The 26,450-nt window shown below is 71.4% G+C and carries 27 protein-coding genes; 16 read left to right on the forward strand and 11 right to left on the reverse strand.

The window, feature by feature from the left end; genetic code table 11:
* The first annotated feature begins 100 nt into the window (after positions 1-100).
* Both AB0C26_RS36680 and AB0C26_RS36685 read left to right on the forward strand, forming a co-directional pair.
* Positions 101-787, forward strand: coding sequence for a trypsin-like serine protease (locus tag AB0C26_RS36680; protein ID WP_360257186.1), 687 nt, complete (start codon positions 101-103; stop codon positions 785-787).
* Positions 788-1,011: 224 nt separating this feature from the next.
* The gene (locus AB0C26_RS36685) at positions 1,012-2,178 is read left to right on the forward strand and encodes an LCP family protein (RefSeq protein ID WP_360257188.1); all 1,167 of its coding nucleotides are present in this window, start codon (positions 1,012-1,014) and stop codon (positions 2,176-2,178) included.
* Between the two features lie 38 nt (positions 2,179-2,216).
* Here the strand turns inward: AB0C26_RS36685 and AB0C26_RS36690 are convergent, their stop codons facing one another.
* The 5 genes from AB0C26_RS36690 to AB0C26_RS36710 all read right to left on the reverse strand — a co-directional run bounded on the left by AB0C26_RS36690 (position 2,217) and on the right by AB0C26_RS36710 (position 8,954).
* Positions 2,217-4,076, reverse strand: coding sequence for a hydantoinase B/oxoprolinase family protein (locus AB0C26_RS36690; RefSeq protein WP_360257191.1), 1,860 nt, complete (start codon positions 4,074-4,076; stop codon positions 2,217-2,219).
* A complete protein-coding gene (locus AB0C26_RS36695) occupies positions 4,077-6,095 on the reverse strand; it encodes a hydantoinase/oxoprolinase family protein (protein WP_360257193.1) in 2,019 nt (672 codons plus the stop codon). It abuts the gene before it with no gap.
* A gap of 8 nt (positions 6,096-6,103) precedes the next feature.
* Positions 6,104-7,297 (reverse strand): CoA transferase, encoded by a 1,194-nt coding sequence (locus AB0C26_RS36700; protein ID WP_360257195.1) that lies wholly within the window; start codon positions 7,295-7,297, stop codon positions 6,104-6,106.
* Complete coding sequence (locus AB0C26_RS36705) at positions 7,294-7,914, reverse strand: GntR family transcriptional regulator (protein WP_360257197.1); 621 nt, start codon at positions 7,912-7,914, stop codon at positions 7,294-7,296. The genes AB0C26_RS36700 and AB0C26_RS36705 overlap by 4 nt, the downstream gene beginning before the upstream one ends.
* A gap of 83 nt (positions 7,915-7,997) precedes the next feature.
* The gene (locus AB0C26_RS36710) at positions 7,998-8,954 is read right to left on the reverse strand and encodes a TIGR03885 family FMN-dependent LLM class oxidoreductase (RefSeq protein ID WP_360257200.1); all 957 of its coding nucleotides are present in this window, start codon (positions 8,952-8,954) and stop codon (positions 7,998-8,000) included.
* A 93-nt stretch (positions 8,955-9,047) separates the two neighbouring features.
* Here AB0C26_RS36710 and AB0C26_RS36715 point away from each other — a divergent pair, with 93 nt between their 5' ends.
* Both AB0C26_RS36715 and AB0C26_RS36720 read left to right on the forward strand, forming a co-directional pair.
* The gene (locus tag AB0C26_RS36715; protein ID WP_360257203.1) at positions 9,048-9,797 is read left to right on the forward strand and encodes an MBL fold metallo-hydrolase; all 750 of its coding nucleotides are present in this window, start codon (positions 9,048-9,050) and stop codon (positions 9,795-9,797) included.
* A 101-nt stretch (positions 9,798-9,898) separates the two neighbouring features.
* Positions 9,899-10,846, forward strand: coding sequence for an ABC transporter substrate-binding protein (locus tag AB0C26_RS36720; RefSeq protein ID WP_360257206.1), 948 nt, complete (start codon positions 9,899-9,901; stop codon positions 10,844-10,846).
* Here the strand turns inward: AB0C26_RS36720 and AB0C26_RS36725 are convergent.
* Positions 10,831-11,862, reverse strand: coding sequence for an S-adenosylmethionine:tRNA ribosyltransferase-isomerase (locus tag AB0C26_RS36725; protein WP_360257209.1), 1,032 nt, complete (start codon positions 11,860-11,862; stop codon positions 10,831-10,833). The two genes, AB0C26_RS36720 and AB0C26_RS36725, sit on opposite strands and share 16 nt — an antisense overlap.
* Positions 11,859-12,584 carry an SDR family NAD(P)-dependent oxidoreductase gene (locus AB0C26_RS36730; RefSeq protein WP_360257212.1) on the reverse strand — a complete coding sequence of 242 codons (726 nt, stop codon included), beginning with the start codon at positions 12,582-12,584 and terminating at the stop codon, positions 11,859-11,861. The genes AB0C26_RS36725 and AB0C26_RS36730 overlap by 4 nt, the downstream gene beginning before the upstream one ends.
* A gap of 123 nt (positions 12,585-12,707) precedes the next feature.
* Between AB0C26_RS36730 and AB0C26_RS36735 the strand changes: the two genes are divergently transcribed.
* From AB0C26_RS36735 to AB0C26_RS36745, 3 genes are read left to right on the forward strand one after another with little or no spacing between them, the layout of a single operon-like run.
* Positions 12,708-13,838 carry a GAF domain-containing sensor histidine kinase gene (locus AB0C26_RS36735; RefSeq protein ID WP_360257214.1) on the forward strand — a complete coding sequence of 377 codons (1,131 nt, stop codon included), beginning with the start codon at positions 12,708-12,710 and terminating at the stop codon, positions 13,836-13,838.
* Complete coding sequence (locus AB0C26_RS36740) at positions 13,831-14,460, forward strand: response regulator transcription factor (protein WP_360257216.1); 630 nt, start codon at positions 13,831-13,833, stop codon at positions 14,458-14,460. The genes AB0C26_RS36735 and AB0C26_RS36740 overlap by 8 nt, the downstream gene beginning before the upstream one ends.
* Positions 14,461-14,485: 25 nt before the next feature.
* Positions 14,486-15,442, forward strand: coding sequence for a hypothetical protein (locus AB0C26_RS36745; protein ID WP_360257218.1), 957 nt, complete (start codon positions 14,486-14,488; stop codon positions 15,440-15,442).
* On the opposite strand, the gene AB0C26_RS36750 is transcribed toward AB0C26_RS36745, so the two are convergent.
* The gene (locus AB0C26_RS36750) at positions 15,439-17,391 is read right to left on the reverse strand and encodes an acyl-CoA dehydrogenase (protein WP_360257221.1); all 1,953 of its coding nucleotides are present in this window, start codon (positions 17,389-17,391) and stop codon (positions 15,439-15,441) included. The two genes, AB0C26_RS36745 and AB0C26_RS36750, sit on opposite strands and share 4 nt — an antisense overlap.
* A 66-nt stretch (positions 17,392-17,457) precedes the next feature.
* On the opposite strand from AB0C26_RS36750, the gene AB0C26_RS36755 reads away from it, so the two are divergent.
* The 6 genes from AB0C26_RS36755 (at position 17,458) to AB0C26_RS36780 (ending at position 21,907) form a co-directional block, all read left to right on the forward strand.
* Positions 17,458-18,072: a TetR/AcrR family transcriptional regulator gene (locus tag AB0C26_RS36755; RefSeq protein WP_360257223.1), complete on the forward strand. Its 615-nt coding sequence runs from the start codon at positions 17,458-17,460 to the stop codon at positions 18,070-18,072.
* Position 18,073: 1 nt separating this feature from the next.
* Positions 18,074-18,718: a TetR/AcrR family transcriptional regulator gene (locus tag AB0C26_RS36760; RefSeq protein ID WP_360257225.1), complete on the forward strand. Its 645-nt coding sequence runs from the start codon at positions 18,074-18,076 to the stop codon at positions 18,716-18,718.
* An 88-nt stretch (positions 18,719-18,806) separates the two neighbouring features.
* Entirely contained in the window at positions 18,807-19,307 is a 501-nt protein-coding gene (locus AB0C26_RS36765; protein ID WP_360257227.1) for a CHASE3 domain-containing protein, read from the forward strand.
* A gap of 53 nt (positions 19,308-19,360) precedes the next feature.
* Positions 19,361-20,278 carry a response regulator gene (locus AB0C26_RS36770; protein ID WP_360257230.1) on the forward strand — a complete coding sequence of 306 codons (918 nt, stop codon included), beginning with the start codon at positions 19,361-19,363 and terminating at the stop codon, positions 20,276-20,278.
* A 133-nt stretch (positions 20,279-20,411) separates the two neighbouring features.
* Entirely contained in the window at positions 20,412-20,930 is a 519-nt protein-coding gene (locus tag AB0C26_RS36775; RefSeq protein WP_360257232.1) for a GAF domain-containing protein, read from the forward strand.
* Between the two features lie 50 nt (positions 20,931-20,980).
* Positions 20,981-21,907, forward strand: coding sequence for an SIS domain-containing protein (locus AB0C26_RS36780; protein ID WP_360257235.1), 927 nt, complete (start codon positions 20,981-20,983; stop codon positions 21,905-21,907).
* Position 21,908: 1 nt separating this feature from the next.
* Here the strand turns inward: AB0C26_RS36780 and AB0C26_RS36785 are convergent, their stop codons facing one another.
* Positions 21,909-22,241 (reverse strand): gamma-glutamylcyclotransferase family protein, encoded by a 333-nt coding sequence (locus AB0C26_RS36785; protein ID WP_360257237.1) that lies wholly within the window; start codon positions 22,239-22,241, stop codon positions 21,909-21,911.
* Positions 22,242-23,834: an ABC-F family ATP-binding cassette domain-containing protein gene (locus tag AB0C26_RS36790; protein WP_360257240.1), complete on the reverse strand. Its 1,593-nt coding sequence runs from the start codon at positions 23,832-23,834 to the stop codon at positions 22,242-22,244. It abuts the gene before it with no gap.
* Positions 23,835-24,094: 260 nt separating this feature from the next.
* Here AB0C26_RS36790 and AB0C26_RS36795 point away from each other — a divergent pair, with 260 nt between their 5' ends.
* On the forward strand, positions 24,095-24,709 hold the full coding sequence (locus AB0C26_RS36795) for a hypothetical protein (protein ID WP_360257242.1): 615 nt from the start codon (positions 24,095-24,097) through the stop codon (positions 24,707-24,709).
* Here the strand turns inward: AB0C26_RS36795 and AB0C26_RS36800 are convergent.
* Positions 24,700-25,389, reverse strand: a complete 690-nt coding sequence (locus AB0C26_RS36800) for a GNAT family N-acetyltransferase (RefSeq protein ID WP_360257244.1) — start codon at positions 25,387-25,389, stop codon at positions 24,700-24,702. The genes AB0C26_RS36795 and AB0C26_RS36800 overlap by 10 nt on opposite strands.
* Before the next feature lie 149 nt (positions 25,390-25,538).
* Here AB0C26_RS36800 and AB0C26_RS36805 point away from each other — a divergent pair, with 149 nt between their 5' ends.
* The gene (locus tag AB0C26_RS36805) at positions 25,539-25,721 is read left to right on the forward strand and encodes a hypothetical protein (protein ID WP_360257246.1); all 183 of its coding nucleotides are present in this window, start codon (positions 25,539-25,541) and stop codon (positions 25,719-25,721) included.
* Positions 25,722-25,729: 8 nt separating this feature from the next.
* Positions 25,730-26,416 carry a polysaccharide deacetylase family protein gene (locus AB0C26_RS36810; protein ID WP_360257248.1) on the forward strand — a complete coding sequence of 229 codons (687 nt, stop codon included), beginning with the start codon at positions 25,730-25,732 and terminating at the stop codon, positions 26,414-26,416.
* Positions 26,417-26,450: the final 34 nt, after the last annotated feature.

A 26,450-nucleotide genomic window follows, 5' to 3' on the forward strand; every position in this document is an offset into this window, starting at 1 on the left:
GGCCATCACATGACGTTATGTGGCAAGTGAGGGGTGACACAGGCGTCCGGGGCGCACGTACATTACTTCGACAGCCGTCTATCGATGGAAGGAGTCCGGCGTGCGCATCCGCATCGTCGTCGCTTCGCTTGCCACCGCCCTCACCGGTGCCCTGGCCGTTCCGTCCGCCGCCGCCGCCGCGGCCGAGGATCCCTCCACCAACATCATCGGCGGCGGGACGGTCTCGTCCGCGCCGTGGGCCGCCGCCGTGCTCAGCAACGGCAGCTTCACCTGCTCCGGCACGATCATCTCGGCCAACTACGTACTCACCGCGCGGCACTGCATCAGCGGCACGATGTCGGTGCGGGTCGGCAGCGTCAACCGGACCTCCGGCGGCACCACCCGGGCCGTGACCAGCACGGCCACCCGGTACGACCTGGCCCTGATGCGGCTGGCCAGCCCGATCACGACGTCGTACATGCCGCTGTCCGGCGCGTACCCGCCGGTCGGCTCGACGAACAACATCTACGGCTGGGGCATGACCTGCTACAGCGGGTGCAGCGCGTCGACCACGCTCAAGACGGCGACGGTCCAGGTCACCTCGACCAACCAGACCGACGCGTACGGCGGTCGCGCCATCGCAAGCACGCGGATCAACGGCAACGCCTGGCGCGGCGACTCGGGCGGCCCGCAGGTCTACAACGGCGCCCAGGTCGGCGTGGCCTCCACCGCCGACGGCACGAGCCGCCAGTACTACGGCAGCGTGGCGTACAACCGCGCCTGGATCCAGTCCACGGCCGGCGTCTGATCAGAACGCCGTCGGGCGAGCCCCGGGTGGGGCTCGCCCGTTCCGATCGCTCGCTCTGCGCCCTGGCCAGACTACGAATCGTCGATATTATGAATCCGAAAGTCGTCGCGGAATCACGCGGCGTCATTCGGCTTGACTAACGGTTCGGGACCATATATCTGTTCTGACGGCGATCAGCGCGGCCTCACGGAGGCTATAGCCAAACAGTGAGGAGCTCGGCGTCCATGGCGGCAAAGGCCACGTTGGGGGAACGCGGGCAGGGTCCGAAAAAGACGCCGAAACGCCGCAAGTTGCCGTTATGGACCAAACTGCTCACCGCGTTCGGTGCGGTTCTCCTGGTCGTCGGCGCCGGCGGTCTGATCTCGGTGAAGTACTTTCTCAACCAGCTCACCAGTAACATCCAGACGACGTCGACCGTGCTGGGCTCGGCCGGCCTGAGCAACCAGGCCGTCGCGGCGGGCAAGATGCCCGAGGGCGCGATGAACATCCTCATGCTGGGCCTGGACACGCGGACCGGCTGGGAGGAGAAGGGCGAGCTGTCCCGCTCCGACACGATGATCATCCTGCACGTGACGAAGAATCACGACCAGGCGTACATGATCTCGATCCCGCGCGACGCGGTCGTCGACATCCCGGCCGACAGCGAGCTCGGCTTCCGCGGTTCGACCGAGAGGATCAACAGCGCCTACGCGTACGGGTCCAGGGACGGCAAGGGCTGGCAGGGCGGCGCGAAACTCGCCACCAAGACGGTCAACAAGCTGACCGGCATCGAGTTCGACGGGATCGTCGTCATCGACTTCGGCGGCTTCAAGGGCATCCTCGAGGCCATGGGCGGCGTGCACATGTGCGTCGACAAGCGGATGTGGTCCAGCCACTACATCGTCGTCGACGGCAAGGTGAAGTACGCCGAGGGCGCAGACCCCAAGAGCCCGCCGAGGAACGCGCTGTGGTTCGAGAAGGGCTGCCGCAACATGCAGCCGTGGGAGGCGCTGGAGTTCTCCCGCCTGCGGCACTCGACGAACGGTGACTACGACCGTCAGCGTCACCAGCAGCAACTGCTGCGGGCCATGATGAAGAAGGCGACCAGCGGCGGCATCATCAGCAACCCGAACAAGGTCTCCAAGATCCTGGCCGCGGCCGGCACCTCGCTGCGGATGGACACCCACGGCGTACCGGTCACCGACTTCATCTTCGGCATGAAGGGCCTGGCCGCCGGCGACCTGATTCCGATCAAGACCAACGGCGGCACGTTCGCCCCGGCGACCTCCAGCGGCGGCGAGGGCATCAGCCAGGCCACCAAGGACCTGTTCAAGGCGACCGCCGACGACAAGCTCCCGGCCTTCCTGGGCCGCCACCCCGAGATGCTGATCAACGATCCAGCCACGTCCTGAGAAAAAAGAGGGCCCGGCGTGAACGCCGGGCCCTCTTCCTATGTCCAGACGGGTTTCCGGGGCGCGGGCAGGCCCGTCTCCTCCTCGCAGCGGGCCAGGATCTCGTCGAGCGGCGGCCCCATGTCGAAGACCGGCAGCTCACCCCGGTCCGCCTGCCGCAGCTTCGCCGTCTCGGCGGCCACCACCCGCCCGGCCTCGTCGACCACGACGCCGTAGCGGCGGGCGCCCTCGCGGGTGACCAGGCCGCGCCGCACCTCCTTGGCCACCAGCTCCGGGTCGCGGGCCAGCGGGTCGCCCCAGCCGCCGCCACCCCACGTGACGAAGTGCAGCACGTCGCCCGGGGACACCGGCACGTCGTGGCACTTGCTGGGCAGCACCTCGCGGCCGCCGGCGGCCCGATCGATCCACTTGCGGCCGCGGGCGCCCGGCTCACCACCGTTGACACCCCACGGATAGGTCAGCCACCGGTCGTCGTGGATCGCGATCGTCCCCGGCTCGAGGAAGCGGTAGGCGACGTCGACGCCGTTGCCGCCGCGGTGCAGTCCGGCACCGCCGGTGTCGGCCACCGTCTCCCATTTCTCGATGCGCAGCGGATAGTACGACTCGAGGAACTCGCACGGAATGTTGACGAAACTCGGCCACAGCGAATGCCCGTCCGGCCCGTCGCCCAGCGGCCGGCCCGGAATGCCGCCGAACCCGATCGAATAGAGCTGGAACCACTCGCCTTTACGGTCGCCCCCGGAATAGTTACCGGAATACATGAAATGCGGCGACGAGGAGAATCCGGCCGCGTTCAACAGGGCCGGATTGGTCTGCCCCAGCAGGCCACCGAACAGGTCGAACACCCGCCCGATGCCGTGGTTGCGGGCGTTCAGGGCGGCCGGGTGCTTCGGTTTCCAGTACGACCCGTCGGGAATCGTCACGTCGACCAAGGGGTAGAAGCCGTCGTTCCACAGGATCTGCGGATCGGCCACCGTGATCATGTAGATGCCGAAGAACATCCGAGCCAGATTCTCGTTCAGGTAATAGTTCACCGGGCCGATCGCCTGCGGTGACGACCCCCGGAAATCGAGGTGCACCCGGTCGCCGGTGCGAGTCAGGGACAATGTCAGCTCGTACGGGCCGAAGCCCACCCCGTCGTCGCAGATGTAGTCGGTGAACGAGAGGGTCCGGCCCTCCTCGAACACGACGTGCAGCAGCGTCTTCATGGCGTCGTAGTTGCGCTGGAGCAGGGCGTCCAGGGCCGAGAGGTACGTGGCCACGCCGAACCGGGCACACATCTCGCTCACCCGCCGCGCCGCCGTCCGGCAGGCCGCGACCAGCCCGTTGAGGTCGGCCCGGTTCCAGTCCGGCACCCGGACCTGGTTGAGGATGATGCGCAGCGCGTCCTCGTTGAGCCGGCCGCCGTCGTACAGCTTGAAGGGCGGAATGACCACGCCCTCCTCGTAGATCGTCCGGGCGTCGGTCGGCATCGAGGACGGCGTCTTGCCGCCGACGTCGGACATGTGCCCGAACATCGACGCCCAGCCGACGACCCGGCCCTCGACGTAGATCGGCAGGACGACGAGCCAGTCGTTGGCGTGGCTGATCGCCGCCCCGCACGCGTACGGGTCGGACGTGAGCAGGACGTCGCCCTCGCGGATGTCACCGGCGAAGCCGGCCAGGAAGTCGGGGATGGAGAGCCCGAACTGGCCGACCACCATCCGCCCGGCCGGGTCGGCGATCAGCGGGAACTCGTCGTGCTGCTCCCGGATGCCGGGCGAGAGCGCCGTACGGAAAAGGACCTCGTCCATCTCGTAGCGGGCGTTGCGCAGCCCGTTCTCGACCAGGTCGAGGGTGACCGGGTCGACGTCGGTGGTTGCGAGGGGCCCGGTGGAGGTCTCGACGATGCGTGCCATTCAGCCCTCCGGGCTCTCGGTGGGACGGATCAGCAGGCTGCCGCTGGGGTCGGTGACCGCGGCGTGGCCGGGAAGAATCAGGGTGGTCGAGTCCATCTCGGTGACGATCGCCGGTCCCGGTACGACGTCGCCGGCCTTGAGCTTGAGACGGTCGTAGAGGGCGGCGTCGACGAAGTGGCCGTCGACGTAGATCCGGGTCTCGCCGGTCCGCGCACCGGCCGGGTCGCCGTCGCCCTTCTCCAGGTGGATCGGCGTCACGCGCGGGCGCTCACCGGTGACCGTCGCCCGGGCGTTCACCAGCTCGTGGCCGACGTCGAGGGTGAAGGAGAACAGCCGCTCGTGCTCGGCGTCGAAGCGCGCGGCCAGCCCGGCCGGTCCCTCGCCGAGCTCCACGGTCACCGGCAGCTCGTTGCCCTGGCCGACGAACCGGACGTCGGCCGAATAGGTCACCCGGGTCGTCGTGATGCGCCGGGAAGCCGCTTGAGCCAGCTCCTCGAAGATCCCGGCGAATTCCGAAGGGGTCAGGTCGCCGAGGCGGCGCAGGACGGTCCGGGCGGCCTCGTCGCGGGCCGAGGTGGTGGCGTCGCCCAGCGCGCAGAGCACGCCCGGCGAGGGCGGCACGATCACCGGCCAGGCCCCGGTGAGCCGGCCGATCGCGTTGGCGTGCAGTGGCCCGGCGCCGCCGAAGGCGACCAGCGCGAAGTCCCGCGGGTCGTAGCCCTGCTGCACGCTGACCAGGCGCAGGCCGCCGAGCATGTTCTCGTTGACGATGTCGACGATGCCGGCCGCGGCCGCCTCCACGCTGGGCAGGCCCATGGCGTCGGCGATCGATTGCACAGCCGTGCGGGCCGCCTCGCGGTCGAGCGTGATCTCGCCGCCGGCCAGTGCCGTCGGCAGGTAGCCGAGCACCACGTTGGCGTCGGTCACGGTGGGTGCGTTTCCGCCCTTGCCGTACGCGGCGGGGCCCGGCTCCGCCCCGGCCGACTGCGGTCCGACCCGCAGCGCGCGGGTCAGCTCGGGCACGTGGGCGATCGAGCCGCCACCGGCGCCGACCGTACGGACGTCGACCGCCGACGCCCGTACCGTCAGGTCCCCGACCTTCGTCTCCCGCCCGATCCGCGCCTGGCCCTCGCGGACCAGGGCCACGTCCGTCGAGGTGCCGCCCATGTCGAAGGTCAGCAGCTCCTTGTGGCCGGACTGCTCGGCCACCCACACCGCTCCGGTGACGCCGCCGGCCGGGCCCGAGAGCAACATCGTCACCGGCGCCGCCGTGGCCGCCTCGGCCGCGGTGAGACCGCCGTCGCTGCGCAGGATGGACAGATCGGTGTTGATCTTGGATGAGAGGTTCGCGACATATCGGGCCACCTGCGGCTGGACGTAGCCGTTGGCGACAGTGGTCAGCGCCCGTTCGTACTCGCGCATTTCGGGCAGAACGACGCTGGAGAGCGAAACTTGGACGCCGGGGATCTCCTCAGCCGCCAATGCGGCGAGCCGGCGCTCGTGCGTGTCGTTGGCGAAGGCGTTGATCAGCGCGATCGCCAGAGCCTCGATGCCCTGATCCTTCAGCTTTCGGAGGGCGATTCGGGCCTTCTGCTCGTCCAGTTCGGTGACGACGGTGCCATCGCTGGCGATGCGGCCCGGGACCTCGACCGTGTTCTCCAGCTCCGCGAGGGGCTCGGGCTTGGGCCAGATGATCCAGCCGGCCAGTCCGCCCGGCACGAACGAGCGGGCGATCTGCAGAACCTGACGGAAGCCCTCGGTGGTGACCAGCCCGACGGTGGCGCCCTTGCGCTCCAGGATCGCGTTGGTGGCCACCGTCGTGCCGTGCAGGACGTGCCGGATGACCGCCCGGTCCACGCCCGCCTCGGCGCAGACCTTGGCGATGCCGTTCAGCACGCCCGCTGATTGATCGCTCGGCGTCGAAGCGGTCTTCGCCCGCCACGTCGAACCTGATTCCTCGTCGACCAGCAGCACATCGGTGAAGGTGCCGCCCACATCTACGCCGAGCCGATAGGACATGGTCCTCCTTAAATGATCTTTTCTTGGCGCAGGTTCGCGCGCTCCGTTTCCTCGAGGCCGAGAAGGCCGCCGTAGATCTCGTCGTTGTGCTCGCCGAGCGCCGGGCCGGCCGAGCGCACCCGGCCCGGCGTCTCGGACAGGCGCGGGGTGGCGTTCTGCATCGGCAGCTCGCCGAAGTCGGGGTGGGGCACGGTCACGATCGCCTCGCGCGCGGCGAAGTGCGGGTCGGCGAACATGTCCTTGGCCCGGAAGATGCGCCCGGCCGGCACCCCGGCCGCGTGCAGGGCGGTCAGCAGCTCCTCGGCCTTGCGGGTGGAGGTCCACTCGGCGATGAGCGTGTCGAGCTCGGCCATCGCGGCGCCCCGGGCCCCGTGGGTCGCGTAGCGCGGATCGGTGGCCAGGCCGGGTTGCTCCATGACGGTGACCAGCCGGCCGAACACGCTGTCCTGGTTGGCCGCGATCAGGATGAGGTCGCCGTCGCCGGTCGGGTAGACGTTGCTGGGCGACACATTGGGCAGGGTGGCGCCGGTGCGCTCGCGCTGATAGCCGGCGATCGCCCACTCCGGCAGCAGCGACTCCATCATGGCCAGCACGGCCTCGTAGATGGCGGAGTCGACGACCTGGCCGCGCCCGGTCCTCGTGCGGTGGTGGATCGCGGTCAGGGTCCCGAGGCAGGCGTACGTGGCGGCGAGCGAGTCGCCGAGCGAGATGCCGGCCCGCACGGGCGGGCGCTCGGGCTCACCCATGACGTACCGGATGCCGCCCATGGCCTCGCCGATCGAGCCGAAACCGGCCCGGCCGGCGTAGGGGCCGGTCTGGCCGTAGCCGGTGACCCGGGTGACGACCAGGCCCGGGTTGGTCTTCCAGAGCGTGTCGGGGGCGAGGCCCCAGCGCTCCAGGGTGCCGGGCCGGAAGTTCTCGACCACGATGTCGGCGGTGTCGATCAGCCGCCTGATCAGGGCCTGCCCCTCGGGCCGGCGCAGGTCGCAGGTCACCGACTTCTTGTTGCGGGCCACCACCGGCCACCACAGCGACTTGCCGTGCGGCTTCTCCCGGCCCCACTCGCGCATCGGATCGCCCTTGGCCGGGTCCTCCACCTTGATCACTTCGGCCCCGAAGTCGCCGAGCAACTGACCGCAGAACGGACCGGCGAGCAACTGACCGAACTCGACGACGCGCAGATCGTCCAGCGGCAACGTCATCGCACACCCACCATGGTCGCCCGGGCGTTGTACAGGTGGGACCGCATCACGGCCTCGGCCCAGTCGCCGTCGCCGGCGCGGGCGGCGGCCACCATCTCGACGTGGTGGTGCAGGCTGCGGTGCAGCGCCTCGGGCGTGTAGTTGTGGAAGTTCTGGTGGACGACCGGCGCGTGGGTGACGCCGCGCAGCGCGTCGGCCAGCGGGCGGGAACCGGCGGCCTCGATGAAGATGCTGTGGAAGCGGCGGTTCAGCTCGACCAGCGCGTCCCGGTCGCCGGCCTCGATCATCTCGGTGGCGAGCGCGTCGAGTTCGTCGAGCTGCTCGGGGCTGAGCGCCGGGACGGCCTGCTGGACGGCGTACGGCTCAAGCCGCAGTCGAAGTTCGAAGATCTCGCGCAGCTCCTCGTCGGAGCGGCTCACGACGCGGGCGCCGCGGTGGGGCTGGATCTCGACGAGGCCCTCGGCCGCCAGCCGGGTCAGCGCCTCACGGATCGGCGTGCGGCTCACCGACAAGCGGCCGGCGAGCTCCACCTCCCCCAGCCGCGCTCCGGACGGGATGGTCCCCGCCAGGATCTCCTGCCGCAACGTCTGTGCCGCCTGCTCCGCCGCCGCCCGCACCGAACCCCCCTCGCCGTGAATGTATGCAATCTTGGCGAGGGGGGCGGGTGTTACGCAAGAGGCGGCCAGGGTTTGTATACAACTCAGCGGAGCGCGGGCAACACCTTGCTGCCGAAGGCATCGATGAACGGCGTCAGGTTCTGCCCGACGTGGTGCAGGTAGATCCGGTCGAAGCCGAGCTCGGCGTACCGGCGCAGCAGCTCGGTGTGCTCCTCCAGGTCGGCCGAGATGTTGACGACCTTCGCGACCTGCTCGACCGTGACGTTCGCGGAGATGACGTCGAAATGCTCCACGGTCTCGGCGTCCCAGCAGACCGGCGGCGGGAAGATGTTGCTGCGCCACTGGTCGTAGGCGATCTGCTCGGCCTCCTCCCGGGTGGGCGCCCAGCTCAGGTGCACCTGAAGGCAGACCGGCCCGGTGCCGCCGGCGCCCCGGTAGGCGTCGATCATCGCGCGCAGCTGCTCCTCGGGCGCGTTGACGGTGACCAGCCCGTCGGCCCACTTGGCACACCACGCGGCCGTCTTGGTGCTGACCGCGGCCCCGATCAGCGGCGGCGCCTGCTCCGGCCGCGTCCACAGCCGCGCCCGGTCCACGGTGATGATCCCGTCGCGGGTGACCTCCTTGCCGGCCAGCAGGTCACGGATGACGTCGACGCAGGCCAGCAGCCGCGCCTCCCGCACATCCTTGCGGGGCCACTCGCCACCGACGACGTGCTCGTTGCTGTATTCACCGCTGCCGAGGGCCGCCCAGAACCGCCCCGGGTACATCGAGGCGAGCGTCCCCATGGCCTGCGCGATGATCGCCGGGTGGTAGCGCTGCCCCGGCGCGTTCACCACACCGAACGACAGGTTGGTCGCCTGCAGCGCCGCCCCGAGCCACGACCAGGCGAACCCGGACTGACCCTGCCGCGCGCTCCACGGCGAGAAGTGATCAGAACACATGGCTGCCTCGAACCCCGCTTGCTCCGCAGCGACCACGGCGGCCAGCAGCTCGGCGGGCGGGATCTGCTCATGAGAGGCATGGATTCCGTAGACCGTCATGCCCCTCGAGTACCCAGTGTCCCTGGATAAGAATCGGTCAAGACTCGGGCGATCCGGTGGTGATCGTGGGGCGGCGGCGGAAATCATCGGAGCATGACTGACTTTCTGCTCACGCGGCGCCGGCTGCTCGTCAGTGCGGGCGCGGGAGTGCTCGGTCTGACGATTGTGAACACGGTGACCGGATGTTCGGACGCTGAGACGCCGGCCGCCGCCACCGCGTCCAGCGCCGCCGCCGGCACCACCTCCGCCGGCGGCTCCTCGTTCGGCGGCTGGGAGCGGGTCAATCTGTCGTACGTGTCGGCCTACCTGCTGATCCGCGGTGACGAGGCGGCGGTGGTCGACCTCGGCACGCCCGGGTCCGGGGACGCGATCGGGTCGGCGCTGACCGCCGCCGGGAGCGGGTGGAACCAGGTCCGGCACGTCATCCTGACCCACCAGCACCAGGACCACGTGGGCGGGGTGCCGGACGTGGAACCGCGTACGAAGGCGGTCTTCTACGCCGGCCTGAACGATGTCGGCTCGATCGTCAACGCGCAGCGGACGCTGAAGCCCCTGGGCGACGGCGACGAGGTCTTCGGCCTCCAGATCGTCGACACACCGGGCCACACGCTCGGCCACATCTCGGTCTTCGACCCGTCCACGGGCACCCTGGTGGCGGGCGACGCCCTCCGTACGACCGAAGGTCTCGCCGGCTCCGACCCCAAGTACACCGCCGACCTCGACAAGGCCGCCGCCTCGGTGAAGAAGCTGGCCGCCCTCGACGTCAAGACCATCCTTCCCGGCCACGGCGAACCCCTCACCGACGGCGCCGCCGACGCGCTCCGCAAGCTCGCCGGCTCCTGACGCACGGATATTCGTCCCTTCTGGCCGGTCCCTAAGCGGGCGGAGATCGGGTACCGTTCGCCCGGCGCAAGTGCGCCCCCGAACTCTCCTGGAGCGGACCCATGCGCCGGATCCTCGCCGCCGCCGTTGTCGTTCTGATGCTGGGCGCCGCCGCCTGCTCGGCGGACGACAAGGGTGACACCGGCGGTGGCACCAAGGTCACCGTCGGCGTCGTGCCCATCGTCGACGTGGCGCCGATCTATCTGGGCAAGGCCAAGGGGTTCTTCGCCAGCCGCGGCATCGACCTGACGCTCGTGCCCGAGCAGGGCGGTTCGGCCATCGTGAAGAACGTGGTCGCCGGCAAGTACCCGTTCGGCTTCAGCAATGTGACCTCGCTGATGGCCGCGCAGGCGGGCGGGGCCCAGCTCAAGGGTGTGGCCGGCGGCGTCTCCTCGACCGGCCGGGCCGGGCGTGACTTCTCGGCCATCGTGGTCCACGACGGCAGCCCGATCCGTACGGCCAAGGACCTGACCGGCAAGACGATCGCGGTCAACACCTTGAAGAACCTGGGCGACACGACCGTACGGCAGTCGGTGCGCACCGCCGGCGGCGATCCGGCGAACCTGAAGTTCGAGGCCATGCCGTTCGGTGACATGCCGGCCGCCCTGCAGGGTGGCCGGGTCGACGCCGCCTGGGTCGTCGAGCCGCAACTGTCGCAGGTGCTGACGCAGGGCGGTCAGATCGTCGCCTCCAATTTCGTGGACACCGCGGCCGACCTGACCGTCGCGCTCTACTTCACCAGCGAGGCCGAGATCGCCCGGAGCCCTGATCTGGTCACCCAGTTCACCGGCGCGATCAAGGACTCGATGGCGTACGCCGCGACCCACCCGGACGAGGTTCGCGACATCGTCGGCACCTACACCACGATCAACGAGACGGTCCGGATCGCGATGATCCTGCCGAGCTGGCCGGGTGAGATCAACCGCCCGTCGATCGAGCGGATGGCCCAGCTGGGCCGCAGCGACGGGATACTGCCCAAGGCGCCCGCCCTGGATCAGCTGCTGCCCTGACGGCTTTCCGGCAGCAGCAGGTGGACGTCGCCGAACTCGTGCCATCGGTACCGTTCCCGCAGCGCCTCGTCGTAGGCCGTGCGCAGCGCGGGCAGGCCGGTCACGGCCGACAGCATCCGCAGGTGTGAGGCGCGCGGCTCGTGCAGCCCGGTGAGCAGCCCGTCCACCGACCGCACCGGGCGCTCGGGGCCGATGACCAGGTCGGTCCAGCCCGACGGCGGCCCGTCCCACGCCGTTTCGAGGGCCCGCACGACCGTCGTGCCGACCGCTATCACCCGCCCGCCCCGGCCCCGCACGTGCTTGATCAGGCCGGCCGTGGGGCCCGGCACCGCATACCACTCCGGGTACGGCGGTTCGTCCACCTCGGCCGACGCCACCCCCGTGTGCAGGGTGACCGGCGCGACCAGGATCCCCCGCCCGGCCAGCGCGGCCAGCACCGCGCCGGTCAGCGGCCGCCCGGCGCTCGGCATCTCGGCGCTGCCGGGCTCCGTCGCGTAGGCGTTCTGATAGGTCGCCAACGGCCAGTCCCGGTCGGTGTAGTCGTACCGGATCGGCCGCCCGTGCCGCGCCAGATAGTCGACCCTCGTTCCCGGCACGTCGGCTTTCGCGGTCCAGAGCCGGGCGGTGTACGGGTGGAGCAGGGTGACCGTCCCCTCGGGTACCTCCAGCCGCAGCCCCGCCCGCGCCGGCCCCGTGCCCGGCGCGAACGGGGCCGTGCTGCCTCCGGCCGGCCGGCGCAGCTCGACCAGCCACGACCCGTCGGCGTGCTCGGTCGAGACGTGCACGACCAGCCCGCCGCCGGTGTCGAGGGCGGCCGGCAGGGTGGCCGAGTTGTTCACCACCAGCAGGTCGCCGGCCCGCAGGATCGACGGCAGTTCCGGGAACCGGTGGTGGCTGACTTTCGCACCGCGGCTCACCAGCAGCCGCACGTCCGCACGCTGTCGTCCCCGGGTCTCGGCCGGCTCCCGCGCCTCGAGGCCGGCCGGCAGCTCGAAGTCGAGGGTGTCCGTGGTCATCGCGCCCCTTCGACGGCCGGCAGCTCGGCCGCCGCGTACCGCCCGGAGGCCGGGCGCGACCGCAGCAGGCCCAGCAGGTGCGGCACCACGGTCTCGGGCGGCGGCAGATGGGAGATGTCCTCGTCCGGGGCGGCCTGCTGGTAGAGCCGGGTGCGCATCTCGCCCGGGTCGACGCTCCACACCCGTACCGAGGGCTCCTCCAGCGCCAGCACCCGGCCCGCGTGGTCCAGGGCCGCCTTGGCGGCCCCATAGCCGCCCCATCCTTCGTACGCCTCGACGGCCGCGTCCGAGCTGATGTTGAGGATGGCGCCGCCCGCCGGGGACCGGCGCAGCTGCGGCAGCAGGAGCTGGGTGAGCGCGATCGGCGCGAGCGCGTTCACCTCGAAGGTCTCCAGCAGCGCGGGCAGCGGGAAGGCGGCCAGCGCCGGCAGCGGCGAGCCGCCCAGCACCGACGCGTTGTTGACGAGCAGGTCGGCCCCGCCGAGCTGCTCGGCCGCGACGGCCAGGACGGCCCGGTGGTCGTCGTCGACCACGTCGCCGGGCCGGGCGACGACTGTGGTGCGCTGGCCGAGCTCGGCCGCGACGGTCTGCAGATCCTCGGCCGTACGGGCGTCGAGCACGAGCCGCCACCCGGCCGCGGCCAGTCCGCGGGCCAGTGCCGCGCCCAGACCGCGGGAGGCGCCGGTGATGACGGCGACCGGTGTCGTGTTGTCGTTGGTCATGCCGTCGACCCTGCCGCCGATCGATCACCGCCGAATCGGGCCCGGGACGGCTTCCGTACGGGACCTTGGTCCTAGGACCATCGGCGCAGGTGCTCGGTCGATGGCCGCCGCTAGGGTGGCCGTATGAGCGACGAGCTGAGCGTCGCGCGGCGACTGTCGGCCGCGGTGCTGGCGGTCAGTGACCGGCTGACCGTTCCCGAGGTGCTGCAGACCATCGTCGACACGGCCCGCGAGCTGGCCGGCGCGCGCTACGCGGCGCTGGGCGTGCCCGACGACGCCGGCTCGTTCGCGCAGTTCGTGGTGTCCGGGGTCAGCGACGAGGTGCAGGCCGCGATCGGCCCGCTCCCCCGTCAGCACGGTTTCCTGGCCGTCATGCTGCACGACCCGGCGACTCAGCGGGTGGCCGACATCCGGGCCGACCCGCGCTTCCACTGGTGGCCGGACGCCCATCCGGTGCTCGAGGCGTTCCTCGGCGTCCCGATCATCAGCGGCGACGAGATCCTGGGCGCGCTCTACCTGGCCAACAAGCCCGGTGGCTTCACCGACGCCGACGAGGAGCTGGTCGGCGTCCTGGCCACCCATGCCGCCATCGCGCTGACCCACGCCCGGCTCTACGCGCGCAACCGTGAGCTCACCATCGCCGAGGAACGCGCCCGCATCGCGCACGACCTGCACGACGCGGTCGCCCAGCGGCTGTTCGGGCTGCGCCTGACCGCCCAGGCGGCCGATGTCCTGCTCGACCGGGACCCGGCCGCCGCCCGCCGGCATCTGGCCGAGGTGACCACGCTGGCCCGCGAGGCGGCCGAGGAGTTGCAGGCCGCGGTCCAGGAGCTGCGCCCGGCCGACCTGGCCACCGACGGCCTTCCGGCGGCCCTGCGCAAACAGGTCGGTGTCCTCGACCGCGCCTACAACGGCGCCCCGCACCTCACCTACGGCGACGACGACCCGCCCGAGCTGCCGATGCCGGTGCGCACAGTGGTCTTCCGCGTGGCCCAGGAGGCCCTGCACAACGCGGTCCGCCACGCCAAGGCGTCCACGGTCCGGGTTCGCCTGCGCACCCTCGGCCCCGATGCCGTACGCCTGGAGGTCGCCGACGACGGCCGGGGCTTCGACGTCGCGGCGACGCTGAAGGCCGGCCGCAGCCTGGGCCTGCGTTCCATGCGCGAGCGGGCCTGCGCCGTCCGGGCCACCCTGACCGTCGATTCGGCTCCGGGCGAGGGCACCACGGTCGGTCTGGAGGTCCGCCATGGCTGACATCCGCGTGCTGATAGTGGACGACCATCCGGCCGTACGGCGGGGATTGCGCACTTTTCTCGAACTCGCCGCCGATCTGGAAGTGGTCGGTGAGGCCGCCGACGGGCCGGCCGCGCTGGAGCTGATCGCCGAGACCGGGCCGGAGGTCGTGCTGCTCGACATGGTCCTGCCCGGCATGGACGGTGTCGAGGTGCTGCGCGAGCTGCGCCGGCGCGAGCTGACCGCCCGCGTCCTGGTCGTCACCAGCTTCACCGACCGGGCCCGCCTGATCCCCGCGGTCCGGGCCGGCGCCCGCGGCTATCTCTCCAAGGACGTCGACCCGAACGCCCTGGTCGCCGCCGTCCGCTCGGTCGCGGCCGGCCATCTGCTGCTCGAACCGGATGTCGCGGCCGGCCTGCTCGGCGCCCCGCCCGAGGAACCGGCCCTGACCGCCCGCGAACGCGACGTCCTGGCCCTGCTGGCCGAGGGCCGCTCCAACCGCGAGATCGCCCGGGCCCTGGTGGTGGCCGAGAAGACGGTGAAGACCCACGTCTCGAGCATCCTGCTCAAGCTCGGCCTGGCCGACCGCACCCAGGCCGCCCTGCACGCGGTGCGGACCGGACTGGCCCCGGGGGAACGATAGACACGCGTAGTTATAGTGACCGGCGATGCCCAGTTCCTCTGTAGACGACCCGGCGGCGGTGCGGACGGCCGACGACTTCGTGGCCGAGCTCCGCCAGCTCCGCGTGCGCGCCGGCAACCCGTCGCTGCGGCAGTTGAGCCGTCTCGCCGACCAGCGCATCGCGGCCGCCCAGGGCGACGCCCGGCCCGACCCGTTGCCGCCGAGCACGACCTCGGAGGTGCTGGCGGGCAAGCGGCTGCCGCGGCTGCCCCGGTACGAGTTCGTCGAGTCGTTCGTGACGGCCTGCCTGCGGGCGGGCGGCCAGGACGAGCCCGCCATCGCCGCCGAGCTGACCCGCTGGCGGGCCGCCTGGTGCGCGCTGTCCGAGCCGGAGACCCCGGCCGAGCCCGCTCCCCGGCCGCCGCGCCGTGGGCTGGCCCCGCCCTTGGTCGCCGTGGTCTTCCTGGCCGGCATCGGCGCCGGCGTGGCCGGCACCCTGGCCTGGCCCGACTGGCGGCGGCCCACCGTCACCCCGGTGGCCGAGTCGGCCGACGCCTGCCTGCCGTCCGGCCGGCCGGCTCCGGCCGGTTCCGACGTGCTGGGCCGCGCGGCCCCGAAGTGGTGGGTCAACAACGACACCGCCGCGCTGACCGAGCAGGGTCACCGCTTCCGCGCCGACGTGGCCGCCGGTACCAAGGCTCCCGGCGACGTCGTCATCGTGAAGAGCGACGTCGACCTGGTGCAGGGCCGCCCGTACACCCTGGCCTTCACCGCCATCACCGACCGGGCCACCACCATCCGGGTCCGGGTGCAGGACAGCCCGCCCACCTACCAGGAGTCGTACACCCGCGACCTGCCGTCCGACGCCACCGCCTGCCGCCACGAGTACCGTTTCGTGGCCGCCAAGACCAGCGCCCACTCCGAGTTGACCTTCCAGGTCGGCGGCCACCCCGAGGACTTCCACCTCGAGGTCGCCGACATCGCACTGGTCGAGACCGGCTAGCTTTCGGCGTCGTGCTTGGCCATCGTCTCCTGACGGTCGGGCTCCTCGCGCAGGATCGCCGCGTCGAGCCACGTGTCGGGCAGGCCGAAGCCGTCGACCAGGGTGCGCATGTGCGGTCGCAGCTCGCGCAGCAGGTCGTTGACGGCGCCGGTCACGGCCTTGGCGCGGGCCGGGGTCAGCCGCTGGTGTTCCAGGAACCAGCCGCGGTCGGCCTCGATGGTGGTCAGCGCGTACAGGTCGCAGACCTTGGACAGCAGCGCCTTCACGTCCGGGTCGCCGGTGCGCTCGATACCGGCCACGAACGCCTCCAGCACCACCCGGTCGATGTGGGCGGTGGCGGTCTGCAGCACGTGGTCCTGCACGTCGTTGAAGATGTCGAACGGCCGGTCCTTCTTGGTGGCCGCGCCCTTGCGCAGGCGGCGGATCACGCCCTCGAGCACGTGCTTCTCGCGGTCCTCGAGCATCTTGAGCTGCCAGCCCCGGTCGGTCAGCGCCACCTCGTCGCCGCGGCCGGGCACCGCGTCGACCAGCCGCTGGATGAGCGAGCGGGCCGCCGTGCGCTCCAGCATCATCTCGCGCACCTGGTCGGCCACGAACGCCGTACGCCCCCAGCCGTCGAGCGAGCCGAAGGCGTCCCGATATCCGGTGAGCAGGCCCTTCGCGACCAGCTGGAGCAGGACGGTGTTGTCGCCCTCGAAGGTGGTGAACACGTCGGTGTCGGCCTTGAGGCCGGGCAGCCGGTTCTCCGAGAGGTAGCCGGCGCCGCCACACGCCTCCCGGCACATCTGGATGGTGTGGGTGGCATGCCAGGTCTGCGCGGCCTTGAGCCCGGCCGCTCGCGACTCGAGTTCGCGCTGGTCGTGGTCGGCCGCGCCGGCCCCGGCCACCTGCACGGCGTGCATCCTGGTGACCAGCTCCTCCTGGCCGAAGTGCAGCGCGTACGACTTGGCCAGGGCGACCAGCAGCTTGCGCTGGTGGGCCAGGTAGTCGTTGAGGACGACCTCGCGCTCGTGGCCGGGCGCGCTGAACTGGCGGCGGACCTCGCCGTAGCGGACCGCGATGGTCAGCGCGACCTTGGTGGCGGCCGAGGAGGCGCCGCCGACGCTGACCCGGCCGCGGACGAGGGTGCCGAGCATGGTGAAGAAGCGCCGGGTGTCGTTCTCGATCGGGCTCGAGTACGTGCCGTCCTCGGCGACCTGGCCGTACCGGTCGAGGAGCATGTCGCGGGGCACGCTGACGTGATCGAAGCTGAGCCGGCCGTTGTCGACGCCGAGCAGGCCGGCCTTGTGCCGGTCGTCGCCGATGGTGACGCCGGGCATCGGCTCGCCGTTGCCGTCCCGGATCGGGACCAGGAACGCGTGCACGCCCTTCGACTCGCCCTGCGTGATCAGCTGGGCGAAGACGACGGCCATGCGGCCGTCGCGGGCGGCGTTGCCGATGTAGTCCTTACGGGCGGCCTCGTGCGGCGTGTGCAGGTCGAACGTTTGCGACGAGGGGTCATAGGTGCACGTGGTGCGCAACCGGTGGACGTCGGAGCCGTGCCCGGTCTCGGTCATCGCGAAGCAGCCCATGAGCTCGGCCGACATGATGTCGCGCACGTAGGCCTCGTGGTGGCGGTGGGTGCCGAGGGCCGAGACGGCCCCGCCGAACAGGCCCCACTGCACGCCCGCCTTGACCATCAGCGAGAGGTCGACGTGCCCGAGCATCTCGGCCGCGACCACGGCCGCGCCCGGATCGAAGCTGCCGCCGTACTCGGAAGGGAACGCGGCAGTCACCCCGAGGTCACCGGGCAGCTCGGAGAGCAGGCCGGTGATGCGCGACCGGGCCTGTTCGATGCTCTCGCCCGGCACCGGCGTGAACCGGCTGTCGTCGAGCCTCTCCCGGGCGGCCCGGCGGATGTGCGCCCAGCGCCCGTCGAGCACGTCACGCAGTGCGGCAGCCTCAACCATGTCCAACCCCCTTGGTACACCCTGTACCCGACCGTGGGTACAGACTGTACCAGTTAGGGTGTGGCCATGAGCTCAGCCGCCGTCAGGAAGGACACCGTCGCCGCGCGGCGAGCCGGCGGCGTCAACCACCGGGAGCGGATCGTCGCGGCGGCCGTCCAGGCCATCGAGGAACACGGCAGCGACCCCGGCCTGGCCGTCATCGCCGACCTCGCGGGCCTGCCCCGCCCGCACGTCTACCGGCACTTCACCGGCAAGGACGAGCTCGACCGGGCCGTGGCCCGGCAGGCGGCCAAGATGCTCGGCGCCTGGATCCGCCCATCCCTCACCGTCCGCGGCACCCCGCCACAGGTCATCGACGGCCTGGTCGCCCGCGTGCTGCAGTGGGCCGCCGTCCACCCCAATCTCTACCGCTTCCGGGTACGCCTGAGCCCCGGCGAGGCCGTACCGCAGCTGACCCGCGCCCTCGCCGCCTACGTCCGGACGGGCCCGCCGGAGCACGTCGTGGCCGGCATCATCGGCCTGGTCGACGCGGGCGTGCTGTGGTGGTTCGACCACCGCGACGAGATCGACCAGGACACCCTGAGCGCGTCCCTCGCGGCCCAGGTCTGGCTGCTGCTGGCCGCCGCCCTGACCACCCTCGACCCGAGCGCGCCGCTGACCCCGTCCTACCCGGAGGCGTGAGGTGCGCGCACGCCCCTCCCTCAGCCCCGAGCTGATCATCGACGCCGCCAGCCGCCTGGCCGCCACGTCCGGGGCCGAGGCGCTGACCGTGCGCCGCCTCGGCAAGGAGCTCGGCGCCGACCCGACGGCCGTCTACCGCCACTTCCGCGACCGCGACGAGATCGTGCTCGAGGTCGCCGACCGCCTGATCGGCCAGATCATCGAGGAGCTGCCGCCCGGCCTGCCCTGGCGCGCCCGCCTGGAATGGCTCGGCCGGCAGCTGGTGCGCACCTTCGTCGACCATCCGGCGATCGCCCCGACGGTGGCGGTGCGCACGACCCGGCGTCCCGGCGAGTTCCGCACGGTCGAGGTCATCCTGGGCGCGCTGCGCGAGGCCGGCCTGTCGGGCGAGCAGGCGGCGGTGCACCACCGGGTCTTCGCCGACACCCTGCTGTCGTACGCCGGCATGTGCGGCGGCTACGCCGCGCTGGAGGAGTCGAGCCGCCGCGGCGACGAGTCGGCATGGACCCGCGAATATCAGTCCCTGCCCGCGGCCGACTTCCCCAACATCGCCGCCGTCGCTCCGCACTTCGCCACGGTCGACGACGACACGGTCCTCACCGGCCTGCTGACGGCCCTGCTGGACAGCATCGAGCGGCGCGCCTAGCCGATTCGGGAGTTCGTGCCGTTCTTCGCAACTCGCCCGCAGCGTGGCCGTGACTCATCTGCCCGGCATGTCCGCCGAAGGTGGGTACATGACTCGCAGATGGCGTGAGGCCACCTATCGCCCGGGCCGCCGCTGGACGGCCGGGCGGCTGCCGGCCGTCGGGTACGTGGCGAGTGTCGGCGTGCTGGCGCTGGCCGGTACCGCCGCCGGCGTGGGCATCGGTGCCGTACTGACCGAAAGTACGTCGGTCGACTGCACCTATCAGACGCTGGCCGCCCTGTCGGATCTGCGCCGTCAGCTGGCTGACGCTCAGCGCGGGGAGCAGGCCTTCGTGCTCACCGCCGACGAGCACTACCTGGAGCCGTACACGACGGCGGCGGCTCAGGTTCCGCCGACTCTGGGTGAGCTGCGTGTGCTGATCGGCGCCGCACACCGGCGGACGATCGACGATCTGCAGGCCTCCCCGACGCCACCATCGAGTACTACGGCCAGGCGGTCACCCTGCTGCGCACGGACGGTTTCACCACCGCTCGTCCCGCCGCCTACGGCACCGTCGGCACCGAGACAGCGGCTCGCGCCCAGCAACTGATCAGCGACCTGCACCGGGACCAGACGGCACTTCTGCACGCTCAGCGCCAGCGGGTGGCCGACCGGGCGGCGCACGCGGTGTTCTTCGTTGTCGCCGCCGTCGTCGCCGCGGCCGCGCTGGTCACGCTGTCGGCCCGGCGGGCGCGGGCCGTGGCCGCCCCCGCGAGCTCCGAACGACCGGATGCCACCTGGCACGAGCCGCTGCGGGTGCTGCTGGCCGAGGACGACGAGGTCAACCAGCAGGTGGCTCAGTTCATGCTCGGCAAGCTCGGCCACCACGTCGACACCGTCGCCAACGGCCGGGACGCTGTTCAGGCGATGCGCGCGGCCGACTACGACGTCGTGCTCATGGACGTACGGATGCCGGTGCTCGACGGGCTCGAGGCCACCCGGCTGATCCGGTCGGAGTTGCCGCCCGGCCGGCAACCACACATCATCGCCATGACCGCCGGCGTCCTGGCCGAGGACCGTGCCGCCTGCCGCGCCGCCGGCATGAACGACTACCTGGCCAAGCCGGTCCGGCTGGCCGAGCTGACCAGCGCTCTGACGCCGCTGCTGCGTACCAGCCCGGGCGGGCCGGCCCGCGACGGCGCCGGCGACCGGGACGCGGCCGTCCGCGCCCGCATGGCCGAGATCAGCGACGGCGAGCCGCGCGGTCCGGAGCGGACCCTGATCGGCGCGATGCTGACCTCGTTCACCGCCCGTACCCCGGCCGGCCTCGACCGGCTAGCCCGGCTCATCACCGCGGGTGACGTCAGCGGCGTCAGGTCTCAGGCGCAAGCTCTCACCGGCTCGGCCACCGATGTCGGCGCCACCCGCCTGGCCCGGCTGCTCGCCGGGGTGGAGGCGGACGCCCGCACCGGTCGTCTGCCTCGGAGCCCGGCCACCATGGCGGCGATCCGCGCCGAGTACGACACGACGGCACCGGGCTTCGAACGCCTCGCCGGCGAGCTGACCGCGGTGTCCCGATGAACGAGGGCGCCGCCGCGGGATATGACCAGCCGGCCCGGATCATTCCGTCAGTAACCGAACTACACCTGGCCGGCGACCCGTCCGGTGAACCCGCGGTCGATAGCTTCGGTACATCCCGAGGTGAGAAGGTCACATGAAGCTTGTTTCCCCCACGGTCGCCGAGCACGACGCGCTGACCGACCTTGACCGGCTCGAAGCGGTGGCCGAACTGCTGCCCGGCGCGGCGGGCTCTCCGGCCGCCCTGCAACAGTTCATCGACCACGTCGCCCACGTGCTGCAAGCGCCCTGCGCCGGAATCTCGCTGATCCTCAACGACGCCGGCGTCCTGCTCGCCACCCACGGAGTCGGCGGATGGCTCGCCGAGGCCGGTGGCATGCCCGCCGAATGGGCGCCGTGCGCCCAGGTGGTACGCCACAACACGCCTCTGCTGATCGCCGACACGCACGACGATCCCGCGCACACCGCCAACCCACTCGTGATGGTCACCGGAGTGCGCAGCTACGCCGGAGTTCCGCTGCACTCCGACGGGCAGCCGGTCGGCTCGCTGTGTGTGCTGGCCGGTGAGCCCGGCGCGTTCACCGCGGCCCATCTGGACGCGCTGGCCGAGCTGGCCCCGCGGGCCGTTCAGCTGCTCCAGAACGTCGACGGCTGATCTCGAGTCAACGGCGTTGACAACGGGCCGGGAGTGACGAGGATGGTCGGATGACCACCGCCCTCGCGACGATGATCGCCGCCCAGCCGGACGTCATCTCCGCCCTCGCCGAGCCCGTCACCGCGGCCGACCGCCTGGCCGGCGCCCGGCGCGTCTGGCTGATCGGCACCGGCACCAGCCTGCATGCCGCCGAGCTCGGCGCGTCCGCCCTGGAGACGGCCGGGATCGACGCCCGCGCGATCGCCGCCAACCGCTTCACCGCAGCCCGCCCGGGCGACGCCGCCATCGTCATCACCCACACCGGCCAGACCGCTCACGCCCGGCGCGCCCGCCGGCTCGTGCTGGACGCCGGCCTCCCCCTCGTGTCGATCACCGGCCCGGACGTCGACTGGCCGGACGCCGTACGCACGCCCGTGGCCGAGAAGTCGGAGACCTACACGGTCAGCTACACCGCCGCGCTCACCGTCCTCGCCGGCATCGCCCACCACCTCGGCGCTCCCGGCCTCGACCCGCCGAAGATCCAGGACACGGCCGATGCCGTACAGCGGGTGCTGGCCGACCCGGGCGTCGACGCCGTCGGAATCCCCGCGCGGGCCATGGCCATCGTCGGCCCCGGCGACTGGTCGGTGACCGCCCGCGAGGGCGCCCTGAAGATCCGCGAAGGCGCCCGCCTGCTCTGCGAGGGCTTCGACCCCGACCGTCTCCTGCACGGCGCCGCCGTCCCCTACGGCCCCGCCGACACGCTGCTCGCCCTGGCCCCGTCCGACGACCTCACCGCCGCCCTGGCCCACGCCGCCCGCGTCACCGGCCTCGGCGTCCACCTGATGCCCGCCACCGGTGACGGGCTGCTGGCCCAGATCCCGACGACCGTGCGCCTGCAGTTGCTGGCCCTGCGCTTCGCCCGCCAGCGGGCCCAGAACGCCGACATCGCCATCACCGGCGCCTGGGCCGACCACACCCTCTGGGAGACCCTGTGACTCAGGCGGCTACATAGACCCACGCGCTTTCGCCCGTGGCCAGCGGCGCCGCCACGCGCTGGTAGTCGTCCACTTCGTAGTCGTCGGACCGTTGCAGCTCGGCCTCGGTCACCTCGAACACCGCACCGTCCACGCCGTCGGCCGGATCGCCGGTGGCCACCAGGATCGGGTGGTGGGTCTCGCCGCTGACCTTCAGGACATGCGGGTCGGTGATCTCGACCGACTCCAGGCGGAAGCCGGTGACGCGGGCGCCGCGGCCGTTCAGCTCGCGCCCGAACGTGGAGCGCTGCACGGCCGGGTCGCGCAGGGTCCCGTACGAGAAGAGAAGTGGCATCTAACCATGATCCTCGATGAGCCGGCCGCCGGCCAGGCGTAGCCGGCGGTTGACGCCGATCTCGGCCAGGAAACGCTCGTCGTGGCTGACGACCACGAAGGCGCCCTGGTACGCGGTCAGCGCGCTCTCGAGCTGGCCCACGCTGACCAGGTCGAGGTTGTTCGTCGGCTCGTCCAGGAGCAGCAGCCGCGGCGCCGGCTCGGCGAACAGGACGCAGGCCAGGGTGGCGCGCAGGCGTTCGCCGCCGGAGAGCACGCCGACCGGCAGGTGGGCCCGGGCGCCGCGGAAGAGGAACCGGGCCAGCAGGTTCATCCGCTCGGCGTCGGTCAGCGCGGGAGCGAACCGGCCCAGGTTCTCGGCGACCGTGCCGTTCTCGTCGAGCAGGTCGAGCCGCTGGGAGAGATAGGCCGTGGTCACCGCCGCGTGCTGCCGGATCTCGCGCATCAGCGTCGACTTGCCGGCGCCGTTGTCGCCGGTCAGCGCGATCCGCTCGGGCCCCCGGATCGTGAGGTCGGCACCGTCGAAAATCACCTTGTCGCCGTACCCGGCCCGCATGCCGTCCGCCTCGAAGACCGTCTTACCGGCCGGGACGTTGGTGCCGGGCAGTTCCAGGGCGATCCGATCCTCCTGCCGGGCGGCCCGGCTGGCCTGGTCGAGCCGGGCCTGCGCGTCACCGACCCGGCTGGCGTGCGTCTCGGCCTGCTTGGCCGCCGAGACCTGCGCGTCCCGTTTCAGGTTGCCGGCCACGATCCGGGCCAGGCCGGCGTCGGCCAGGTTGCGGCTGGCGTTCGAGGCCCGGCGCTGGGCCCGCTCGCGCGCCTGCTGCATCTCGCGTTTCTGCCGTTTGAGGTCGGCCTCGGCGTTGCGGACCTGCCGCTCGGCGACCTCGCGCTCGTTGCGTACGGCCTGTTCGTACTCGGTGAAGGTACCGCCGTACCAGCGGATCTCGCCGTGCGGTTCGAGCGCGGCGATGCGGTCCATCTCGTCGAGCAGTTCCCGGTCGTGGCTGACCACGAGCAGGCACCCGGACCAGGAGCGCAGCACCTCGATGAGGCGGTCCCGGCCGGTCCGGTCGAGGTTGTTGGTCGGCTCGTCGAGAAGCAGCACGTCGGGGCGTTTCAGCAGCTGGGCGGCGAGCCCGAGGGAGATGACCTGGCCGCCGCTGAGCGTGGCCAGGCTCCGGTCGAGCGTGACGTCGCCGAGTCCGAGCCGGTCGAGCTCGGCGCGGGTGCGCTCCTCGACGTCCCAGTCGTTGCCGACGACGGCGAAGTTCTCCTCGTCGGCGTCGCCGCTCTCGATGGCCAGCAGCGCCGCGATGATCCGGTCGACACCGAGCGCCTGCCCGACGGTCTGCTCCCGCGCGAACGGCAGGTCCTGGGGCAGGTAGCCCAGCACGCCGTCGACGTGCACGCCGCCGCCGGCCGGTTTCAGATCTCCGGCGATGAGCTTGAGCAGCGTCGACTTGCCGGCGCCGTTGGAGGCGACGAGTCCGGTGCGCCCGCCCGGCACCGAGAAGGAGAGGTCGTCGAAGACGGGGGTGTCATCCGGCCAGGAAAAGGACAGCGACGAACAAACGATGTATCCATCGGACATTTGCGAATCCCAAAGATCGCGGGCTCTCGTACGGAGTCCCGGAGGCGAACAAAGGCACGACAACAGAGGCCGCGGCGACGGCGCGTGGTGTCACGCGCGCCTGCGGCCCGCCGGGGAACTCACCCGGAGATGTCGTCCTCGCCTGCCATGCCAACTCCCGATCTCAGGCAACTCGCTTCAGGCAACGCGACGAGCTTAGCGCGCGCCGCCGTCCGCGCGCCGTTGCAAAACACACATGAACCGGGCCAGGATCGAGCGCCGTGGAACTCTTCGAGGCGAGCCGCTACCGCTACGTCCACCCGCCGGACGGCGACGGCTACTTCTGCGTCGGCAACGCCGGGGAATGCGACGGCGAGGCCCGCATTCCGTGGAACGGCGCGCCCACCGACCCGGCGAAAGTGCGGGCGCTCGACGTCGCGCCCAGCGCCGCCCAATTGCGGCGACCCAGGCTGCCCGGGTTCCTCGGCGATCTGCCGCATCTGGAATCGCTGACCGTTCCGGCCGCTCTGGCCGGGCTGCTCGGCGACCGCGTGCCGCGGACGCTGGTCATTCACGGCGAGGGAGAGACGCCGGTCGACGTGCTCGCCGACATCCGGTCACCCCTCGAAGTGCTCGAGATCGCCGGCACCGGGCGCCGTTTCCCGATGACCGGCCTTCCCACCGGCCTGCGGGCGCTGCGCCTCAACGGCGTCCGGGCCGAAATCGACTGCGCGCTCCTGGCCGGGCTCCAGGAACTCGACGTGCTCAACAGCCGCACGTTCGTCAACCTCGACGCGATCCTCGACATCCCGCGGGTGCGCTTCGTCAACTGCGGCAACCCGTTCCGGGTGCGGCCCGAGTTCGCCGCCCGGGGATTCGACGTCGCCTACGCCTGAACCCGTTCGTACTGGTGGAAGTTGACCGGTCGCCGCACGCTGAAGCCCAGCTTCTCGTACAGCCGGATCGCCGTGGCGTTGCCGATCGCGGCGTGCAGGAACGGCGTCTCGCCGCGAGCGACGATGCCGGCGGTGACGGCGCCGACCAGGCGGCCGGCGAAGCCGTGGCCCCGGTACGCGGGATCGGTGCAGACGGCGCTGACCTCGGTGAAACCGGTGAGGTGCATGCGCTCGCCGGCCATCGCGACCAGCTTGCCGTCACGGCGCAGGCCCAGGTAGCGGCCGAGCTCGACGGTGCGCGGCCCGAACGGCCCGGGCCGGGTGCGCTCCACCAGGTCGAGCATCTCCGGCACGTCGTCGCCGGTCAGCAGTGTCGCCTCCGGGTCCTCCACAGGCCGTACGGCGAATCCCACCAGCTGCACACCCCGGTTGATCGACGTGACCGCCCAGCCCGCCGGCGGATCGTCCGGGCCGGCCGGAACGAGGACCGGGCCGGCCGGCTTCAGCGCGGCGAGATCGTCCCAGACGGCCGGATCGGCGGCGTCGGCCAGCCCGTGAAAAGGCGAAATGCCCGCCGCGAACCGCGCCGCGCGGCCGTGCACCTCCGCGAAACCGGCCTGCGCGCCCGACAGCGCGCCCCACACCGGATTGTCCAGCGGCGTCACGTCCAAGATCGTCATGCGTTCTGGATTAGCACAACCCCGGCCACAAACAGAAAGTGAGGTCGGACACGACCGGCCGGTGAGCAGTCAGTCGACCGATGCCAGGAGTTGCCTGCCGCGCGCATTCTCGAATCGGCAACCGGCCGTGCGCACAGGTGGGGGCACCGATGTCGTACATCCCTGAGTTCGACGACGACTCCGACAAGTCCGACCTGGACATTTTGGCGGAGGCGATTCTCGACGCCCTTCGCTCAGGGGTGCTCAGCGACCACTCGCCGGGCATTCACCGGCCCGGATCCACCGTCGCGTTCGAACCCGGTCTGCCGCCCACGAAGTCACTCCTCAACTAGGTCGGTGTATGAAGCTCTCCAAGAACCTGGCCACCGGATTCGCTTTCGCCTCGCTGCTGGCGTCCGGCATCGCCGTCTCCCCCGCCACCGCGGCTTCCGCGGCGCCCGTCACGTCTCTTGACATAGTCCAGGTGGCGGCGGCCAAGAAGACGGTCGCGCTCACCTTCGACGACGGCCCGTCGAAGTACACGCCGCAGGTCCTCGACATTTTGAAGCGCAACAACGTCAAGGCGACGTTCTGCATGCTCGGCAACAACGTCGGCTCGTACGCGGCAACCGCCCGCCGCGTCGTCCGCGAAGGCCACCGCCTCTGCAACCACAGCCGCAACCACCCCAACTTCACGAAGTTGTCGGCTTCGGCCGCCCGCAGCCAGGTCGTCTGGACCCAGAACAAGATCTACACCGTGACGAAGGTCAAGCCCAAGGTCTTCCGATTCCCGTACGGCGCGAGCAACGCCCGCACCCGCACGGTGGTCCGCGACCAGCACCTGCGCATCCTCGGCTGGACCGTCGACACCCGCGACTGGTCCCGCCCCGGCACGGCCACCATCACGAGCCGCGCCGTGAAGGGCACCCGCCCCGGCGCCGTCATCCTCATGCACGACGGCGGCGGCAACCGCAGCCAGACGGTGGCCTCGCTGAACGCCACCATCAAGCAGCTCAAGGCCAAGGGCTACACGTTCGTCCTGGCCTGAGCCCCCGCAAGGGTGGCCGCCGACCCCAGCCCGG

Source organism: Actinoplanes sp. NPDC048796 (assembly GCF_040650035.1).
Lineage (GTDB): Bacteria > Actinomycetota > Actinomycetes > Mycobacteriales > Micromonosporaceae > Actinoplanes.